This window comes from Lysinimonas soli, assembly GCF_042655435.1.
In the GTDB taxonomy this organism is placed as follows: Bacteria; Actinomycetota; Actinomycetes; order Actinomycetales; family Microbacteriaceae; genus Lysinimonas; species Lysinimonas soli.
Map to the genome: position 1 here is coordinate 916,730 of NZ_JBHSMG010000001.1, position 18,564 is coordinate 935,293.

Consider the following 18,564-nt stretch of genomic DNA (forward strand, 5'->3'; position numbering starts at 1 on the left):
CTTGCGAGCCTACCCCGGGGTCAGGCGCGGGCGCCGACGGGCGAGGGCGACGGTAAAGTCGAGACCCGTGCATGCCATCGGAATCGACATCGGCGGAACCAAGATCGCCGGCGCCCTGGTCAGCGAGACCGGCGAGATCGTGCGATCGGCGCGCACGCCGACACCGGCCGGCGATCCCGTCGCGATCGTCGAGAACGTCGTCGAGCTGATCCGCACCCTGAGCGACGGCGAAGACATCGTGGCGGCAGGCGTCGCCGCCGCCGGATTCGTCGACGTCACGCAGTCGATCGTCTACTACGCACCCAACATCAACTGGCGAAGCGAACCGTTCCGCGACCGCCTGGCCGAACTGCTGCCAGGGCTCGACATCACGATCGACAACGACGCGAACGCGGCGGGGTGGGCCGAGTACCGCTTCGGCGCGGGCCGCGGCGCCACCGACATGACCATGCTGACGATCGGCACGGGGGTCGGCGGCGCGGTCATCGTCGACAGCAAGCTGCTACGCGGCGGCTTCGGTGCGGCGGGGGAGGTGGGTCACCTGCGGGTCGTGCCCGGCGGTCTTCCCTGCGGATGCGGGCAGCGCGGCTGCATCGAGCAGTACGGGTCCGGGCGCGCGCTGCTGCGCTTCGCCAACGAGATCGCGGATGCCGGCGGTATCGGTCTCTCGCTCGCCGACGCCCGCGCGACCTCCGGCCGTCTCGACGGCGACATCGTCGGCGCACTCATCGCGGATCACGATCCCGGCGCCCTTGCCGCGCTTCGCGAGCTCGGCTCCTGGCTCGGCCAGGCCTGCGCATCGCTCGGCGCGGTGCTCGACCCTCAGCGGTTCGTCTTCGGCGGCGGCGTCGCCGCGGCCGGCGAGCTGCTGCTCGAGCCGATCCGCGAGGCCTACCTCGCTCATCTGCCCGCTCGGGGCTTCCATCCGGAGCCGACTTTCGCGGTCGCCGAACTGGTGAACGACGCGGGCGTGGTCGGCGCCGCGGATCTCGCCCGGCTGCACGCCGCTCGCTAGGGCTCCGTCGCTAGGGCTCCATGGTGGCTAGACTCGGTATCCGCTGGGAGGTCTCGTGCTCTATTGGTTCCTGAAGACCTTCATCGTCGGTCCGTTCGCGATGTCGGTGTTCCGACCCTGGATCCGGGGGATCGAGAACGTGCCCGAGTCGGGTGCCGTGATCTTCGCCAGCAACCACCTGTCGTTCATCGACTCGGTGTTCCTGCCGCTCGCCGTGCCGCGGCCGATCAGCTTCCTGGCGAAGAGCGAGTACTTCACGGGCAAGGGCCTCAGCGGCTGGCTGACGAAGCACTTCTTCCTCGGGATCAACCAGCTGCCGATCGACCGCTCCGGCGGCAAGGCGTCCGAGGCATCGCTGAACTCGGGTCTCGAGCACCTGGCCAAGGGCGGTCAGCTCGGCATCTACCCCGAGGGCACGCGCAGCCCCGACGGCCGGCTCTACCGGGGGCGCACCGGAGTGGCGCGCATGATCCTCGAAGCCGGGGTCACGGTGGTGCCTGTCGCCATGATCGACACCGAGAAGGTCATGCCGGTGGGCTCGAAGTTCCCCCGGGTGCGCCGCGTCGGAGTCGTATTCGGCGAGCCGCTCGACTTCTCGCGTTTCGAGGGCATGGAGGGCGACCGTTTCGTGCTGCGCTCGATCACCGACGAGATCATGTACGAGCTGTCGCGGATCAGCGGCCAGGAATACGTCGACGTCTATGCCTCATCGGTGAAGCGCCGGGCGAGCAGCGTCGACGCGCGCGCCGCGCGATAGGCCAGGGTCGTCCGCCGGTCAGCACCGCGCGGCGCCCTCTTATAGGCTGAACGGCTGGGGCGTTCCCGTTCCCCCACAGCAGAAGGAACCCCGTGTCAGACCCCTCAGAGACCGTCGTGCAGGCCGACCCTCAGGTGATCGCAGGCCTCGACCATTGGCGTCAGCTGCCGATCCGGCAGCAGCCGCAATGGCCGGATGCCGCCGCAGTCGCCGCCGCATCCGCCGAGATCTCGACGCTCCCGCCGCTGATCTTCGCGGGCGAGGTCGACATCCTTCGCGAACGGCTGGCGCGCGCCGCCCGGGGCGAGTCCTTCCTGCTCCAGGGCGGGGACTGCGCCGAGACCTTCGCCGGCGCGACCGCCGATCAGATCCGCAACCGCCTCAAGACGCTGCTGCAGATGGCGGTCGTGCTGACCTACGGCGCGTCCATGCCCATCGTGAAGATGGGCAGGATGGCCGGGCAGTTCGCCAAGCCACGCTCGAGCGACACCGAGACCCGCGGAGACGTGACGCTGCCCGCCTACCGCGGCGACATCGTCAACGGTTACGACTTCACGCCCGAGGCGCGAGCCGCCGATCCCCGCCGGCTCGTGCAGGGGTACCACACCTCGGCCTCGACGCTGAATCTGATCCGTGCCTTCACCCAGGGCGGCTTCGCCGATCTGCGTGAGGTGCACAGCTGGAACCGCGGGTTCGCGGCCAACCCGGCGAACCAGCGCTACCAGGGTCTCGCCTCGGAGATCGACCGCGCCGTCAAGTTCATGGAGGCGGCGGGGGCCGACTTCGACGAGTTGAAGCGCGTGGAGTTCTACACGAGCCACGAGGGCCTCCTGATGGACTACGAGCGCCCCATGACGCGGATCGACTCGCGCAACGGCACTCCCGTCAACACGAGCGCGCACTTCCTGTGGATCGGCGAGCGCACGCGGGGTCTCGACGACGCCCACGTCGACTACTTCTCGCGCATCCGCAACCCCATCGGCGTCAAGCTCGGGCCGTCGACCACGGCCGACGACATGGAGCGCCTGATCGACAAGCTCGACCCGGAGCGCGAGCCCGGTCGCTTGACGTTCATCACGCGCATGGGCGCCGGCAAGGTGCGCGATGCGCTTCCGCCGCTGCTCGACGCGATCAAGGGCTTCGACGCGATGCCGCTGTGGGTCACGGATCCGATGCACGGCAACGGACTCACCACGCCGACCGGCTACAAGACCCGCCGCTTCGACGATGTCGTGGACGAGGTGCGGGGCTTCTTCGAGTCGCATCGCGAGGCCGGAACGCACCCGGGCGGCATCCACATCGAGCTGACCGGCGACGACGTCACCGAATGCCTGGGCGGATCGGAGCAGATCGACGAGGCGACTCTCGCGACGAAGTACGAGTCGCTCTGCGACCCGCGCCTCAACCACATGCAGTCGCTCGAGCTGGCCTTCCTCGTGGCCGAGGAGCTCACGATCGCGCGCTGAGCGAGCCGGGCGAACGGATCAGAATCCGTTGAAGTTGACCTTGATGGTCGACCCCTTGTCGACCGTGGTCCCCGCCGGCGGGTTGGTCTTGCTGACCGTGATCGAGCTGGGGGCGATGTCAGCCAGCTTGTTGTAGCTGAGCTGGAATCCGGCATCCGTCAGCATCTGCTTCGCGGTCGCCCAGGTCTTGCCCGTGACGTCGGGCACGGGCACCTGCTCCGGGCCCTTCGAGGTCTGAAGTTGCACCTTGTCGCCGACGCGGATCGGGATGGCCTTGCCTGCCGAATCGGTGGTGACCAGCCCGACGACCGCGCCCTTGGGGACGGTCTGGCTGAAGACATCCACGTTGCCGCTCACCGTCAGCTTGTAGGGATCGGCGGCGAGCTCGGCGGTGGCCTCGGACATGCTCTTGCCGCTGAGGTCGGAGGGGAGCGGACCGGCCGAGACCACCAGGACGATCTTCTGCTGGTCCCCGTACTGCCCGACGCCCTTCAACGACTTGCCGGACGCGTCGAGTGCGTCCAGCACCGTGCCCGAGGCGACCGTGCCGTCGAATTGCCGGATGCTGTCGCCGGCCTTCCAGTGCGTCGAGACGAGGTCGAGGGCGTCCTTCTCCGTCTGGCCGACCAGGGTCGGCAGCGGGAAGGGCTGCGGCCCCTTCGAGAGGAGCAGTTGAACCATCCCGCCCTTGACCACGGATTGCCCCATGGCCGGAGCAGTCTCGGCGACCGCACCCGCAGCCACGGTCGTCGAGAACGCCTCGCCGGGGGACGGGTTCACCTTCAGGCCGAGCTTGGTCAGCTGCTCCGTGGCCGCCGCGGTCGAGAGTCCGGCGAGCGTACGCGGGATCGTGACCTTCGACCCCGGGCCCGCGCCGAAGTACCAGCCGGCGGCACCCGCCGCCGCGGCGAGCAGCAGGATGACGAGGAACAACGCCAGCCCGCGTCCACGCCGCTTCTGCGACACCCGGGCGAGGGCAGAGGTCGAGTCGGACACCTCGACAGGGGCCGCCGGCGCGCGGGGCGTGATGATCTGGGTCTCGGCCTCGGCTCGCGTGCCCATGAACGTCGTCTCCGCCGGGGCGGAGGGCAGCACCATCGTGCGCTGCGCTGCGGTGGCTCCGGTGGGGAGCGCCGTGCGCAACAGCGACTCGGTGTCATGAAGCTGATCGAGCATGACACGGGCGTCCCGTGGGCGCTCCTCGGGATCCCGGGCGGTGGCCCACACGACCAGCTCGTCCAGCTCGGCCGGCACCTTCGAGTTCTTGGCGCTCGGGGTCGGCACGGTGTCGTTGGCGTGCTGGTACGCGATCTGCATCGGCTGCTCGCCCTTGAAGGGCTGCTCGCCGGTGAGCATCTCGTACATCATGATGCCGACCGCGTAGATGTCGCTGCGCGCATCCGCCACGCCGCGAGTGACGAGTTCGGGGGAGAGGTAGGCGATCGTGCCCAGAAGGGCCGCGCCGGTCGCGGTGTTGGCCGAGGCGGCGCGCGCCAGGCCGAAGTCGCCGATCTTGATGCGGCCGTCGTCGGCCAGCAGCACGTTCTCGGGCTTGAGGTCGCGGTGCACGATGCCCGCCTTGTGCGCGGCGGCGAGCCCCGAGAGAACTGCCTCGGTGATGTCGATCGTCTGCTGGGGGGTCAGGGAGCCGTATTCCTGCAGCAGATCGCGCAGGGTGATGCCGGGCAGGTACTCCATGACGAGGTAGGCGCTGTCGCTGTCCTGGCCCTGATCGAAGACGTTCACGACGTTCGGATGCGCCAGCCGTGCCGCCGACCGCGCCTCCTGGATGAAGCGCTGCTTGAACTGGCTGTCGTCGGCGAGATGCCCGTGCATCACCTTGACGGCGACTCTGCGCTCGAGGCGCAGATCGGTCGCGAGGTAGACGGTCGCCATGCCGCCGCGGGCGATTCGTGAGCGCACCTGATACCGGCCGTCGATGAGACGACCGATCATCGGGTCGGAGGTATTGACACTCACCGTTCGAGTGTAGGCAGAGGCATCCTGAACGGTCGGCTGCCACACGGTGAAGGAGTCCTCAGCTGTGCTCAGCGATAGTTCGCGAGCCAGGCCCACGCGCTGGATTCCCACTTGGCGTAGGCCTCCGGGTAGGCCGAGATCTGGACCTTCTGGGCGGCCTGGGTGATCGTCATCGACTGCCACCCCGCGATGTCGAGCAGTCCGCGGGTGCGCCCGGCGTTGGGGTTGCTCGGTCCGCCGTAGAACAGCTCGGCGGCGTGGACCGGGTCGAGCAATTGCGCGCGCGCGCCCCACCCCGTGCTCGGCCGCTGCTGGAACAGGCCAAGCGAGTCGCGGTCGCCGTAGTTGAGATTGCGCAGCCCGGATTCCTGCATGGCGGCGGCCAAGGCGACGACGATGCCGCGGTCCGGGACCCCCAGTCGCTGTCCGACCTGGATGATGATGCGCGCGTTCGCCGCCATCTCCTCGGTCAGCGGGGTGCCGGTACTCGCGGGCTGCGCAGCGGAGCCGCCGCCGGGGATCACGAGGGTGCGTCCGGAGTAGATGATGCTCGAGCTGCCGAGTCCGTTCGCGGCGAGGATCGACGAGACGGTCACGCCGAACCGCTGGGCGATCGACGAGATGGTGTCGCCGGAACGGATCGTGTACGAGGTACCCGCGGGGGCGGCCGGAGTCGAGGGCGCCGTCGACGGCGCGACCGGGGTCACATTGGCGACGGTCTGGATGGCGAGGGTCGATCCCGACGGGATGGCGATGGTCTGCCCTGCGTGGATGATGCTCGACCATCCCAGGCCGTTCGCGGTGAGCACGGACTGGGTCGACACGCCGAATCGCGCCGCGATGCCGCTGATCGTGTCGCCCTTCTGGATCGTGTAGCGCCCGCCCGCCGTCGTGACGGACGCAGCAGGCGCGGCGGGCGCCGTGGGCGCGGCAGCGGTCGACGTCGAGAGCTTGAGCACCTGTCCGGGGAAGATCAGCGACTTCCAGCTGAGGCCGTTGAGAGCGAGGACGGACGCCGTCGACAGGCCGAAACGCCCGGCGATCGACGAGACGGTGTCGCCCGGGGCCACACGGTAGGTGGTCGGTGCCGCGGCGGCGCTGCTCTTGGACGCGGTGAGTATCTCGCGCAGCGTCTTGCCGAGTTCGCTCTTGGCCTTGGCGGGCCGCTTCGGTGCCGCCGAGGCGGAGTCCAACGGTCCGGTCAGGTTCATGCTCACAGTCATGGCCCCGGCCAGCACGATCGGCATGGTCGCCATGACGCCCTTGCCCAAGCGGCTGGAGCGGAGTCCGCCACTCGCGCCGTCCGTCACGCGGTGGTTCGAGGATGACGGGGTCAGCCGCGCGAAGACCGAGCGGGCAAACGCGCCCGAGTCGGTCGTGGGAGTGTCGGTCATCGCCGTCCTGCCTTCCCCCGCCCCCGGGATTCGTGATCGCTCGACGGTTCCGACGCGATCTCGCGTTCCACGTTGTCACAGAAGATTAACAGAGTCAATCACCGTGGCTGGTGGGGCGGGAGTTTACCTGTTCGTAACATTTGCCTGGTCGAACGACACCCCCCGCGACATGGCACTCTTGAACAGTGAGCGACACCGCCGGCACGACGTGGCTGACCCTTCCCGACCTCGTCGACAGGCTCGGCCTTCCGCTGAGCCGGGTGCGGCGTCTCATCGAGGACCGGGCGCTGCTCGCGACCCGGGTCGACGGGGTGCTGAAGGTGCCGGCCGACTTCCTGGTCGACCGCGAGCCGATGACCGAGCTGCGCGGCACCTTCATCGTGCTCGGCGACGCCGGCTTCAGCGACGACGAGGCGATCCACTGGCTGCTCACTCCCGAGGAGAGCCTCGGTGTCGCGCCTGTCGACGCCCTGCGCGCCGGACGAAAGGCCGAGGTGCGGCGGGTCGCCCAGGCTCTGGGCTTCTAGCCCGGCGTCAGGCGCTGCGGCGCGAGACGGTCTCGGCCAGGGCGCCGAGCTGCTCGCGGGCCGACCGGGTGAGCGGGGCGTCCGCCAGGGCCTGGGTCGCCAGTCCCACGTTGTGCGCGATGAGCCTCTCGATCTGTTCGACCGCTCCGCTGTCGCGAACGGCGGTCTGCAGCATCGACACCTGTTGGTCGTCCAGTTCCCGGTCACCGAGCAGTTCGTCGAACACGCGACCCGCCGACGCCGGGAGCTTCTGCCGGGCCAGGGTCACGAGTACGGTGCGCTTGCCCTCCCGCAGGTCGTCGCCGGCCGGCTTGCCGGTGACGACCGGATCTCCGAAGACCCCCAGAAGGTCGTCGCGCAGCTGGAAGGCGATCCCCAACGGCAGGCCGAAGGCGCGGAGGGCCGCGAGCTGGGCCAGCGACGCGTCGGCGAGGGAGGCGCCGATCACGAGCGGCGCCTCCACCGTGTACTTCGCCGACTTGTAGACGATGACCCGATGGGCGCGGGGGAGCAGCTCCGTCTCGGGGCGTGACCGCCATGAGGTCTCTTCGAGCATGTCGAGGTACTGCCCGAGCGTCACCTCGGCCCGCATGAGCGAGAACTGATCGCGGGCGGCAGAGGCGGCATCCGAAGATCGGATCTGGCGCACCCCCGAGTCGAACAGCTCGTCGCTCCACGCCAGCAGCAGATCGCCGAGCAGGAGGGCGCTCGCTTCGCCGTAGTCGCGAGCGGAGCCCGACCACCCCTGCTCGCGGTGCCAGGCCTCGAAGCGACGGTGGGCGCTCGGTCGTCCGCGGCGGGTGTCGGAGTTGTCCATGATGTCGTCGTGAACCAGCGCGGCGGCGTGGAACACCTCGAGCGCCGACGCCACCGAGACGACCGCCGGGAGTTCGGCGGGTTCGCTGTCGTCGAGCAGCTCGCCGTCGGGGGCGAACCCCGCGACCGCTCGCCAGCCCCAGTAGCAGAACAGGGCGCGGAAGCGCTTTCCCCCTGCCAGAATCTGACGTGCCGAGTCCTCGATGACGCCGAGGTCGGGGGAGATGCCGGCCATGGTCGTGCCGTGTTCGGACACGAACTCATCGAGTCGGGACTGGACGAGATCGACTAAGCGCGTACTCCCAGCCACGTACCTATGCTATCGACGGCAAGCGGGCCTAGAATGTTGCCTGATCAACGAGTCGCTGCCAACGGATGGCCCGACCGTGAGGGAGCCGGAAATGCCGCTTTCTGAACAGGAGCAGCGCCTCCTCGACGAGATGGAGCGCAGCCTCTACCACAACGATGCCGACGACGTCACGACCGTCGGCGCGCGTCGAGGCCGCCCCAACTACACCGCCATCGTGCTCGGAGTGCTTGCGGGGGCCGTCGGCTTGATCCTGCTCGTGGTCGGGGTGAGCATCCACCAGCCGCTGGTCGGCATCCTCGGCTTCGCGATCATGTTCTCCGGGGCGCTCGTCGCCATCGCGCCGCCGCGCCGCCTCACCGTCGTCGGCTCGGCCCGCCGCGCGTCCAACGCCAAGCGCCCGAGCTTCATGGACTCGCTCAACGAGCGCTGGGAACGGCGCAACGACGATCACGAGCACTGAGCTAGAGCACTGAGCTACTCGTACTGACTTCTCCCGAAAGGACCGGCGATCGCCGGTCCTTTCGTCGTTAACGGGCGCGTCGCTCCCCGCGGCCGCCGAGCGTCGCATCGGCGCCTCATTCCCCTCCACTGCGCTCCACCGGCGCTCTTCCGCGTATCTGCGGGGATGTCCCCACCTTCTGGGGGTGCGAACGGCCGCATTTGGTGAGGAATGTGGTTGAAAGTGGAAGGAAGTGGAGTAAAGTGGGGAATGTCCTTCTGTCTGGCCGGAGAGTGAGGGGGGTCGCATGCTGCTCGGCACGTTCGTCCCCAAACTCGACGAGAAGGGGCGCATCATCCTTCCCGCGAAGTTCCGCGACGACTTCTCGAGCGGCGTCGTCATGGCCCGCGGCCAGGAGCACGCGATCTACGTGTACAGCCAGCGCGAGTTCGAGGATCTGGTCGAGCGGATGCAGAAGCAGGCGCCGTCGCTCGGCAAGAAGGGTCGCGACTACCTCCGCCTGTTCCTCAGCGGAGCAACCCAGGAGATCCCGGACAAGCAGCACCGGGTGACGATCCCCGCCGTGCTGCGCGAGTACGCGGGACTCGACCGCGACCTCACCGTCATCGGAGCGGGCAGCCGCGCAGAGATCTGGGACACCGCGGCCTGGAACGAGTACTACGCCAATGCCGAGTCCGGCTTCGCCGATGCCGACGAGGAGGTGATCTCGGGACTCTTCTAGCGCCTCGGGCCCGACCCTCAGCCGCGCACCCTGACTTCACTTCCCCGGAGCCAGGTCGCAGCGGATGGGGATCCGGTCCGAGGGGCTCGGCCCCGTACCTCATGACCGAGAACCGTTTTCACACCCCCGTCCTCCTCGAGCGGACGATCGAGTTGCTCGCCCCGGCGCTCGCGCGCCCCGGTGCCGTGCTCGTCGACGCGACCCTCGGCCTGGGCGGTCATGCCGAGGCGTTCTTGGAGCGCTTCCCCGAAATCGAGTTCGTCGGGCTCGATCGGGACCAGCAGGCACTGGCCCTGTCGGCCGAGCGCCTCGCCCGGTTCGGCTCGCGGGTGCATCTGGTGCACACGGTCTACGACCGGATCCGCGAGGTGCTCGCCGAGCTCGGCATCCCGGCCGTGGCCGGCATCCTCTTCGATCTCGGCGTCTCGTCGATGCAGCTCGACCGGGTCGAACGCGGCTTCTCGTACTCGAAGGATGCCCCGCTCGACATGCGCATGGACGACACCGCAGAGCTGACCGCGGCCCGCATCCTCGCGGAATACGACGAGGCGAGCCTGCGCCGGATCTTCTACGAGTACGGCGAGGAGAAGCTCGCTCCCCGTTACGCCAGCCGCATCGTCCAGCAGCGCGAGATCACGCCGCTCGAGACCTCCGCCCAGCTCGTCGAGCTGCTCATCGCCGCGACCCCCGCGGCATTGCAGCGCGCGGGGCATCCAGCCAAGCGGGTCTTCCAGGCCCTGCGAATCGAAGTCAACCAGGAGCTCGCCGTGCTCGAACGTGCAATCCCCGCCGCCCTCGACGCGCTCGAAGTCGGTGGGCGGATCGTGGTGCTGGCCTATCAATCGCTCGAAGACCGCATCGTCAAACGCGAGCTGGCGGCGCGATCCGCGTCGACCGCCCCGCGTGGACTGCCGGTCGAGCTGCCCGAGCACCGCCCGGAGTTCGCCCTCCTGGTGCGTGGCGCCGAGCTCGCGAGCGACGAGGAGAAGGCCAGCAACTCCCGTTCCACGCCCGTCCGGCTGCGTGCGGCCGAGCGCCTGCGGCCCGTCGCGAGGAGGGCGGCATGAGCGCGCTCCCCGTCGCGGCACCTCCGCGCCCGCGCCGCGGACCCGCTCCGGAACCGCGGCGCCGTCTCGAGGTCGCACCCAGCCGCGCCCAGCGGCGGGCCCGTCCCCGGCTGCTCCCCGCGCTGGTCACCATCGGGGGGATCGGCGTGATTCTTCTGGCGCAGTTGCTGCTGAGCATCGTGCTGGCCAACGGCGCGTATCAGATCTCCACCCTGCAGTCCCAGAAGCACGACGCCGTCCTCCAGCAGCACGCGCTGTCGGAGACCCTCGACCTCTACGCCTCGCCGCAGCACCTCGCGGCGAATGCGGAAGCCCTCGGTATGGTCGCGAGCGGGAGCGCCCTCTACCTGGATGCCAAGTCCGGCGCCGTGGCGGGGACGGCGAGCACTCCGGGCGGAAGCCTGCTGGGCTCGGGCGACCACGTCGGCAATGTGCTCCTGAGCGGCACCTCGATCGTGACACCGACCGGCACGACCACCACGACCCCCGACGCGGGGACGGGAGGGACGGGATCCTCCCCCCAGGATCCCGGACTCCTCCCGTCCCCCACCACTCACTGACCCAGGAGGAGACCAGCCGTGCACACGTTCCGGGTCTCGCGACGGCGTCTCGCACTCACTCTCTTCGCGGTGTTCGCGATCGTGACGGTGTTCGGGGTGCGTCTGGTCGACATCCAACTGGTGCAGGCCGACGAGCTCACCAAGCAGGCCCAGGACCGTCAGGTCCGCACGGTGACGACCTACGGGACAAGGGGCAACATCGTCGATTCCAATGGCGTTGTGCTGGCTGACAGCGTCGACCGTTTCGACATCACGGCCTCTCCGAAGAGCGCGTCACCCGACGGGTACGACCACCGGAACGCCGACGGCACGAAGACCCATGTCTCGTTGGCGGATGCGATCTCGCGGATCGCCCAGGTGACGGGAGCCGCCCCTCAGACGCTCTACAGCGCCCTGACCGCCAAGCCGGACTCCGACTTCGCCTACCTGGTCAAGGGCGTGAAGCTCGACGTGTTCAACAAGGTCAAGGCGCTCAAGATCCCGTGGGTGTACAGCGAGCCGCATCCGGCGCGCACCTATCCCAACGGCGCGGTCGCGGGAAACCTCGTCGGCTTCGTCGGCACCGACGGCCCGCAGGCGGGGACCGAGCTGAAGCAGAACGCGTGCCTGGCCGGCACCAACGGCTCGTCGAGCTACGAGACCAGCGCCGACGGCGTTCGTCTGCCGGGCAGCACGGTCGTGACGAAGGCCGCGAAGGACGGCGGCACGATCACCCTCACGATCGACTCCAACCTGCAGTGGTTCGCCCAGCAGACCCTCGCGCAACAGGCGCAGGCCACGGGCGCCCAATGGGGCACGGCGATGATCGTGCGCGTGAGCGACGGGCACATCATGGCCGCCGCGGACTATCCCTCGGTCGACCCCAACGACCGCAATTCGGTGAGCCCCGACTCGCTCGGAGCACGCAGCTTCACCAGCCCCTACGAACCCGGATCGATCATGAAGCCCGCGACGGTCGCCGGGCTGGTCGACAAGGGCCTCGTCACCGCGTCGACCCCCGTCGTGGTGCCGAGCCGGTTCACCGACGGACTGCCCAAGGGCAGCTACATCAAAGACGCGTTCGCGCACCCCACCGAGCACTGGACGGTCGCGGGCGTCATCATGAACTCGTCGAACATCGGCATCGCCGAGCTGACCAAGCTCGAGAGCGAGAAGGATCGCTACGCGAACCTGCGCGCCTTCGGGCTCGGGTCGAAGACGGCCGCCGACTTCCTGGGCGAGGACCCGGGTGACCTGATCCCGCCCGACAAGGTCGACTCGATCACCACGGTGACCCAGCAGTTCGGGCAGGGAATGACCGCGACCTCGGCGCAGATCGCGAGTCTGTACCAGACCCTCGGCAACGACGGGCTGCGCCTTCCCCTCACCCTCATCGACAGCTGCACGGCGGCCGACGGCACCGTGACGCACCCGACGAGCGGCACCCCGACCCGGGCGGTCTCGGCCTCGGCGGCCCAGGAGGTGCGGCAGATGATGGAGACCGTGACCACGATGGGGTCGCTGCGCAACATCATCAACATCCCGGGCTATCGCATCGCCTCCAAGTCGGGCACCGCGCAGGTCGCCGACGCGAACGGCCGGTACGGAAGCGACTACATCGTGTCGGTCGCGGGTCTGGTGCCGGCCGACAGGCCGCAGTACGCCGTGATCGTCACCCTGGCGAAGCCCGCTACGATAAAGACTTCCGCCGCCGCGGCGCCTGCATACGCGACGCTCATGAAGCAGGTCATCAAGACCTACCGCATCACCCCGTCGACCACGCCGGCGCCGAACGTCCCCGTCGTCTGGTAGGCGGATCGGCTCGGACGAGCACCGGACAGCGAAGGACAGGAGGCGGGTAGCGTGAAGACCCGGATCCCCCCGGTCCTGCGTCCTGAGCATCCCGCTCCGCGATCACTGGCCATGCTGGTGCAGGAGTTCGGGCTCGAGCACCGCGGTTCGCTCGACGGCGTCGAAGTCACGGGCGTCACGCTCGGCACGGGCGACCTGCACCCCGGCGACCTCTTCGTGGGCATCCAGGGCGCCAACAGCCACGGTGCCTCGTACGCCGAGCAGGCCAAGGAGGGCGGCGCCGTCGCGCTCCTGACGGATGCCGCCGGGGCCGAGATCGCGACCGATGCGGGACTGCCCATCGTCATCGTCGACGACCCGCGCGCGGCTCTCGGAGAGCTGTCGGCGTGGGTGTATCGCACCGGTGAGTCCGCTCCGCTGCTGTTCGGCACCACGGGAACGAACGGCAAGACCTCGACCTCCTACCTGCTCGAGGCGATCCTGCGGCAGCTCGGCCTCGTGACCGGCCTCAGCTCGACGGCCGAACGGCACATCGGCGACATGACGGTCGTCAGCCGGCTGACGACACCCGAGGCCAGCGAGATGCACGCCCTGCTCGCCCGGATGCGCGAGGCGGGCGTTCGCGCCGTCGCCGTCGAGGTGAGCGCGCAGGCCCTCTCGCGTCGTCGCGTCGACGGTCTGGTGTTCGATGTCGTCGCCTTCACGAACCTCAGCCACGACCACCTCGACGACTACGCCGACATGGAGGAGTACTTCCAGGCGAAGCTCGCCCTCTTCGAGCCGGACCGCGGCAAGCGCGGCGTGGTCTGCCTCGACTCGTCGTGGGGCGCGCGCGTCGTCGCCGAGTCGCGCATCCCCGTGACGACCATCGCGACGATCGGGCACGCGTCGGCCGAGGACGTCGAGAGCGCGGCCTGGGTGGTCGAGGTGCTCGAGGAGACCGCGGCCTACACCGAGTTCCGGCTCACCGGCCGCGACGGGCGTTCGCTCGTGACGCGCGAGCCGCTGATCGGCTGGCACATGGCGGCGAACGCGGCGCTCGCCATCGTCATGCTCGTCGAGGCCGGCTTCGAGCTCGAGGCGATCGGGGCGGCGCTCGACGCCGAGGGCGGCATCCAGGCGTATCTGCCGGGGCGCACCGAGCGGGTGTCGGGTGAACGCGGGCCCAGCGTGTACGTCGACTTCGGGCACAGCCCCGATGCCTTCGAGAACACCCTCGCGGCCGTGCGGCACTTCACGAGCGGACGCACGATCATGGTCTTCGGCGCGGACGGCGACCGGGATGCCACCAAGCGCCACGAGATGGCGCGCGTCGCCGCCGAGGGCAGCGACATCCTCGTGATCACCGATCACCACCCGCGCTTCGAAGACCCGGCGTCGATTCGCGCGACCCTGCTCGAGGGCGCGAAGCTCGCCGAGCACCAGCCCGAGACCTATGAGGTGAGTCCGCCGGAGGCGGCGATCCGCAAGGCCGTGTCGCTCGCCAAGGAGGGCGACTCGATCCTGTGGGCCGGGCCCGGTCACCAAGATTACCGCGACATCCGCGGCGTGCGCACGCCGTACTCGGCGCGTGAGGAGGCCCGCGCGGCCCTCCGTGAGGCGGGGTGGGCGTGATCGCCCTCACCCTCGCCGAGCTGGAAGAGACCCTCGGCGGCCGCCTGCTCCTGCCGGAGAACGTACTCCGTGAGGAGCTGGTCTCCGGTTCGGTGCAGACCAACTCGACCTTGGTGACCCCGGGCGCGATCTTCTTCGCGCTTCCTGGCACGGTCACCGACGGGCACCTGTTCGCCTCCGACGCGGTCGACCGCGGTGCCGCGCTCGTCGTGGCGGAGCGCCCGCTTCCGTTGCCGGTCCCAGTGCTCGTCGTCGAGAACGGCGTCGATGCCCTCGCCGCCCTCGCGCGGCTCGTGGTGGCGCGCGTGCGATCCGCCGGGGTCATGACGGTCATCGGCATCACGGGGTCGAACGGCAAGACCACGACCAAGAACCTGCTCCGGGCGGTGCTCGAGACCGAGGGCCCGACCGTCGCGCCGGCCGGATCGTTCAACAATCAGGTCGGGGCGCCCATCACGATGCTCCAGGTCGACGAGTCGACCCGGTTCCTGATCGTCGAGATGGGGGCGAGCGGCGAGGGCGAGATCGCTCGGCTGGTCGGCATCGCGATGCCCGACATCTCGGTCGTGCTCAAAGTGGGGCTGGCCCACGCGGGAGCGTTCGGCGGCATCGAGGCGACCCAGCGGGCCAAGTCCGAGATCGTCCGCGAGCTGCCGCCGTCGGCGGTGGCCGTGCTCAATGCCGATGACGGCCGGGTGGCCGAGATGGCCGAGATGACGTCGGCACGGGCGGTCTGGTTCGGCCTCTCGGCGGGTGCCGACGTGCGCGCCGAGGACGTCCGCGCGGACTCGACCGGAACCCGGTTCACGCTCATCTCCGACGGGGAGCGCCGCGACGTCAGCCTGCGGATCCTCGGCGAACACCACGTGTCGAACGCGCTGGCCGCTCTCACCGTGGCCCGTGAGCTCGGGGTGCCGAGCGATCGCGCGATCGCGGCGATCGAGGCGGTTCCGCGCGCCGAGCGCTGGCGCATGGAGGTGCTGCAGCCCGGCGGAGGAATCACGGTCATCAACGACGCGTACAACGCGAGTCCGGATTCCACAGCGGCCGCCCTGAAGACGCTCGCGCAGATCGTCGAGCCGGGGCAGCGCTCGGTGGCTGTGCTCGGGGAGATGGCCGAGCTCGGGGAGTACGCCCGCGAGGAGCACGACCGGCTGGGCCGCCTCGTCGTGCGACTCAACATCGGCAAGCTGGTGGTGGTCGGAGACGGGGCCCGCCACATCCACGCGGCGGCCGGTCTCGAGGGCTCGTGGGACGGGGAGTCGGTGTTCGTCGCCGACCTCGACGCGGCATACGATCTTCTTCGTGAGGAACTCCGGGACGGTGATGTCGTGCTCGTGAAGTCGTCGAAATCGGCGGGCCTGCGATTCCTCGGCGACCGGCTCGGTGGCGTCGACATCGCGTCGGGCGGCTCCGCAGCGACCGCGGTCGAGGGCCGCACGTGGTAGCCCTCCTCGTCGGTGCCGGCTTCTCTCTCGCGTTCACGCTCTTTCTCACGCCGCTCTTCATCCGCCTGTTCAAGCGGCTCGGCTGGGGGCAGTTCATCCGCGATGACGGTCCCAAGTCGCACCACGCCAAGCGCGGCACGCCGACGATGGGCGGCATCGTCTTCATCCTGGGTTCGATCTTCGGCTACCTGATGGGTCACCTCGTCGCGGACGTGCCGTGGACGATGGTCGGCGTGCTGGTGCTCTGCATGATGGCGGGGCTCGGCCTGGTCGGATTCGTCGACGACCTGCTCAAGACCCGCAAGCAGCGCAGCCTGGGCCTGGGGGGCTGGGCGAAGGTCTTCGGTCAGCTCGTGATCGGCACGGTCTTCGCGCTCGTCGCGATCTCGCGGTTGTTCCTCGATGAGAACCACCTGACTCCGGCGTCGACCTACATCTCAGGGGTGCGGGAGATCTCCTGGCTGAACCTCTATGCGTTCGGACCCGTGGTCGGCATCCTGCTGTTCGTCGTCTGGGTCAACATCATCACGGTCAGCGCCTCGAACGGCGTGAACGTCGCCGACGGTCTCGACGGGCTCGCGACGGGCGCCTCGATCTTCGCGGTGTCGGCGTACCTCTTCATCGGCTTCTGGCAGAACAATCAGTCGTGCTTCAGCGCGCGCGCTCAGGTGGTCGAGTACAAGTGCTACGACGCGCGCGATCCGATCGACATCGCGGTCGTCGCGGCGGCGATCGTCGGCAGCCTCGTGGGCTTCCTCTGGTGGAACACGTCCCCTGCGCAGATCTTCATGGGTGACACCGGGTCGCTCGGCCTCGGCGGCGCGCTGGCCGCGCTGGCGATCGTCAGCCGCACCGAGCTGCTCCTCGTGCTCATCGGCGGCCTGTTCCTGATCGTCACCGGTTCGGTGATCGTGCAACGGGCGTACTTCAAGGTCACCAAGTGGCGATTCGGTCAGGGCAGACGCGTCTTCCTGATGAGCCCGCTTCAACATCATTTCGAGCTCAAGGGCTGGGCCGAGATCACCATCGTCGTGCGGTTCTGGATCATCGCCGCCCTCTTCGTCGCGGCGGGCGTCGGCCTGTTCTATCTCGAATGGGTCAGCCGCTGACCGTGGCCGACTCCGCCTCTCGACCCGGTGACGCACGACGCGATCCCGCGGACCTCAGCAGCTGGCGCGCCGACTGGGCGGGGCTTCGGGTCGCCGTGCTCGGGTTAGGGGTGACCGGGTTCTCGGTCGCCGACACGCTGGTCGAGCTCGGGGCCTCGGTGCTCGTCGTCGCTCGCGAGGGGAGCGAGGAGCACCGCGAGCTGCTCGAGGTCATCGGGGCGTCGTTCGTGAGCGCCGACCGCGAGACGCCCCCGGAGCTCATCGGGTTCGACCCCGAGCTGGTGGTCGTGTCTCCCGGGTACCGCCCGGATCACCCGTTGCTGGCCTGGGCGGGTGAGCACGAGATCCCGGTCTGGGGCGACATCGAGCTCGCCTGGCGGCTGCGCGACAAGGTCCTGCGCCCCGACGGCACTCCCGCCGAGTGGGTGTGCATCACCGGGACCAACGGCAAGACCACGACGACTCAGCTGACCGCGACGATGCTGGTCGCGGGGGGGCTCCGCGCGGCCCCGGCCGGCAACATCGGAGTTCCGGTGCTGGACGCCATCCGCGATCCGCAGGGTTTCGACGTGCTGGCGATCGAGCTGTCGAGCCATCAGCTGCACTGGGTGAACCGCAATGAGGGCGGGATGCTGGCGCCGCTGGCATCCGTCTGTCTCAATCTGGCCGACGACCATCTCGAATGGCACGGTTCCCGCGAGGCGTATCGCGACGCGAAGGCCCGGGTCTACGACAACGTGCGGGTCGCCTGCATCTACAACCTGGCGGACCACGCGACCCGCGAGATGGTCGAGCAGGCGGAAGTGCAGGACGGCTGCCGGGCGATCGGCTTCGGCCTCGGCGTTCCCGGACCGAGCGACCTGGGTCTGGTCGACGGCATCCTGGTCGACCGGGCCTTCCTCGACGAGCGGCACCGATCCGCCCTCGAACTCGCCACGATGGCCGACCTGCGGCCCGGCGGCCTCGACACTCCGCACCTGACCGCCGACGTGCTCGCCGCTGCGGCGCTCGCGCGCGCGGTCGGAGTCTCACCCGCCGAGGTCCGCGAGGCGATCCGCGGCTTCCGGATGGCGCACCACCGCACCGAGGTCGTGGCCGAGAGCGAGGGGGTCGTCTGGGTCGACGACTCCAAGGCCACCAACGCGCACGCCGCCGACGCAGCGCTCTCGGGATTCGCGTCCGTGGTGTGGATCGCCGGCGGCCTGCTCAAGGGCGTCGATCCCGCTCCCGTTGTGCGCAAGCACGCGGGAAGGCTGAGGGCCGCCGTGCTGATCGGTGCGGACCGTTCGGTGCTGCGCGAGGCGTTCCAGCGACACGCGCCCGGCGTCACGGTCGTCGAGGTCACCGGCGACGAGACTGGGGGAGTGATGGCTGCGGTCGTCCGCACCGCGGCATCCCTCGCTCGACCGGGTGATGTGGTGCTGCTCGCGCCGGCCGCCGCATCGATGGACCAGTTCACGGACTACGCGGACCGGGGCAAGAGATTCGCGGACGCGGTGCGCGAGCACCTCGGGGTGCAGGAGCAGTAA

16 protein-coding genes are annotated in these 18,564 nt (G+C 69.3%); 13 read left to right on the top strand and 3 right to left on the bottom strand.

Annotated elements, in window-relative coordinates; all coding sequences use genetic code 11:
* Nucleotides 1–67: 67 nt before the first annotated feature.
* The 3 genes from ACFPJ4_RS04435 (at nt 68) to ACFPJ4_RS04445 (ending at nt 3,238) form a co-directional block, all read left to right on the top strand.
* The gene (locus tag ACFPJ4_RS04435; protein ID WP_386739075.1) at nt 68–1,015 is read left to right on the top strand and encodes an ROK family protein; all 948 of its coding nucleotides are present in this window, start codon (nt 68–70) and stop codon (nt 1,013–1,015) included.
* A gap of 55 nt (nt 1,016–1,070) precedes the next feature.
* A complete protein-coding gene (locus ACFPJ4_RS04440) occupies nt 1,071–1,772 on the top strand; it encodes a lysophospholipid acyltransferase family protein (RefSeq protein ID WP_386739076.1) in 702 nt (233 codons plus the stop codon).
* A 134-nt stretch (nt 1,773–1,906) separates the two neighbouring features.
* Nucleotides 1,907–3,238 (top strand): class II 3-deoxy-7-phosphoheptulonate synthase, encoded by a 1,332-nt coding sequence (locus ACFPJ4_RS04445; RefSeq protein ID WP_386739772.1) that lies wholly within the window; start codon nt 1,907–1,909, stop codon nt 3,236–3,238.
* A gap of 18 nt (nt 3,239–3,256) precedes the next feature.
* Here the strand turns inward: ACFPJ4_RS04445 and pknB are convergent, their stop codons facing one another.
* Both pknB and ACFPJ4_RS04455 read right to left on the bottom strand, forming a co-directional pair.
* Entirely contained in the window at nt 3,257–5,218 is a 1,962-nt protein-coding gene (gene pknB / locus ACFPJ4_RS04450) for a Stk1 family PASTA domain-containing Ser/Thr kinase (protein WP_386739077.1), read from the bottom strand.
* Nucleotides 5,219–5,286: 68 nt separating this feature from the next.
* Nucleotides 5,287–6,612, bottom strand: coding sequence for a LysM peptidoglycan-binding domain-containing protein (locus ACFPJ4_RS04455; RefSeq protein ID WP_386739078.1), 1,326 nt, complete (start codon nt 6,610–6,612; stop codon nt 5,287–5,289).
* Nucleotides 6,613–6,797: 185 nt separating this feature from the next.
* Here ACFPJ4_RS04455 and ACFPJ4_RS04460 point away from each other — a divergent pair, with 185 nt between their 5' ends.
* Nucleotides 6,798–7,139 carry an Rv2175c family DNA-binding protein gene (locus ACFPJ4_RS04460; RefSeq protein ID WP_386739079.1) on the top strand — a complete coding sequence of 114 codons (342 nt, stop codon included), beginning with the start codon at nt 6,798–6,800 and terminating at the stop codon, nt 7,137–7,139.
* Nucleotides 7,140–7,146: 7 nt separating this feature from the next.
* Here ACFPJ4_RS04460 and ACFPJ4_RS04465 read toward each other — a convergent pair whose 3' ends face one another.
* Nucleotides 7,147–8,265: a polyprenyl synthetase family protein gene (locus ACFPJ4_RS04465; protein ID WP_386739080.1), complete on the bottom strand. Its 1,119-nt coding sequence runs from the start codon at nt 8,263–8,265 to the stop codon at nt 7,147–7,149.
* Nucleotides 8,266–8,356: 91 nt separating this feature from the next.
* Between ACFPJ4_RS04465 and ACFPJ4_RS04470 the strand changes: the two genes are divergently transcribed.
* The 9 genes from ACFPJ4_RS04470 to murD all read left to right on the top strand — a co-directional run bounded on the left by ACFPJ4_RS04470 (nt 8,357) and on the right by murD (nt 18,564).
* Entirely contained in the window at nt 8,357–8,725 is a 369-nt protein-coding gene (locus tag ACFPJ4_RS04470; RefSeq protein ID WP_386739081.1) for a DUF3040 domain-containing protein, read from the top strand.
* Nucleotides 8,726–9,011: 286 nt separating this feature from the next.
* A complete protein-coding gene (gene mraZ / locus ACFPJ4_RS04475; protein WP_386739082.1) occupies nt 9,012–9,446 on the top strand; it encodes a division/cell wall cluster transcriptional repressor MraZ in 435 nt (144 codons plus the stop codon).
* 101 nt (nt 9,447–9,547) lie between these two features.
* Entirely contained in the window at nt 9,548–10,513 is a 966-nt protein-coding gene (gene rsmH, locus ACFPJ4_RS04480) for a 16S rRNA (cytosine(1402)-N(4))-methyltransferase RsmH (protein WP_386739083.1), read from the top strand.
* The gene (gene ftsL / locus ACFPJ4_RS04485; RefSeq protein ID WP_386739084.1) at nt 10,510–11,073 is read left to right on the top strand and encodes a cell division protein FtsL; all 564 of its coding nucleotides are present in this window, start codon (nt 10,510–10,512) and stop codon (nt 11,071–11,073) included. Before rsmH ends, ftsL begins: the two co-directional genes overlap by 4 nt.
* 18 nt (nt 11,074–11,091) lie before the next feature.
* Nucleotides 11,092–12,864, top strand: coding sequence for a peptidoglycan D,D-transpeptidase FtsI family protein (locus ACFPJ4_RS04490; protein ID WP_386739085.1), 1,773 nt, complete (start codon nt 11,092–11,094; stop codon nt 12,862–12,864).
* 111 nt (nt 12,865–12,975) lie between these two features.
* Entirely contained in the window at nt 12,976–14,478 is a 1,503-nt protein-coding gene (locus ACFPJ4_RS04495; RefSeq protein ID WP_386739773.1) for a Mur ligase family protein, read from the top strand.
* On the top strand, nt 14,475–15,926 hold the full coding sequence (locus ACFPJ4_RS04500) for a UDP-N-acetylmuramoyl-tripeptide--D-alanyl-D-alanine ligase (RefSeq protein ID WP_386739086.1): 1,452 nt from the start codon (nt 14,475–14,477) through the stop codon (nt 15,924–15,926). The genes ACFPJ4_RS04495 and ACFPJ4_RS04500 overlap by 4 nt, the downstream gene beginning before the upstream one ends.
* Nucleotides 15,920–17,035 (top strand): phospho-N-acetylmuramoyl-pentapeptide-transferase, encoded by a 1,116-nt coding sequence (mraY, locus tag ACFPJ4_RS04505; RefSeq protein ID WP_386739087.1) that lies wholly within the window; start codon nt 15,920–15,922, stop codon nt 17,033–17,035. The genes ACFPJ4_RS04500 and mraY overlap by 7 nt, the downstream gene beginning before the upstream one ends.
* A complete protein-coding gene (gene murD / locus ACFPJ4_RS04510) occupies nt 17,020–18,564 on the top strand; it encodes a UDP-N-acetylmuramoyl-L-alanine--D-glutamate ligase (RefSeq protein WP_386739088.1) in 1,545 nt (514 codons plus the stop codon). Before mraY ends, murD begins: the two co-directional genes overlap by 16 nt.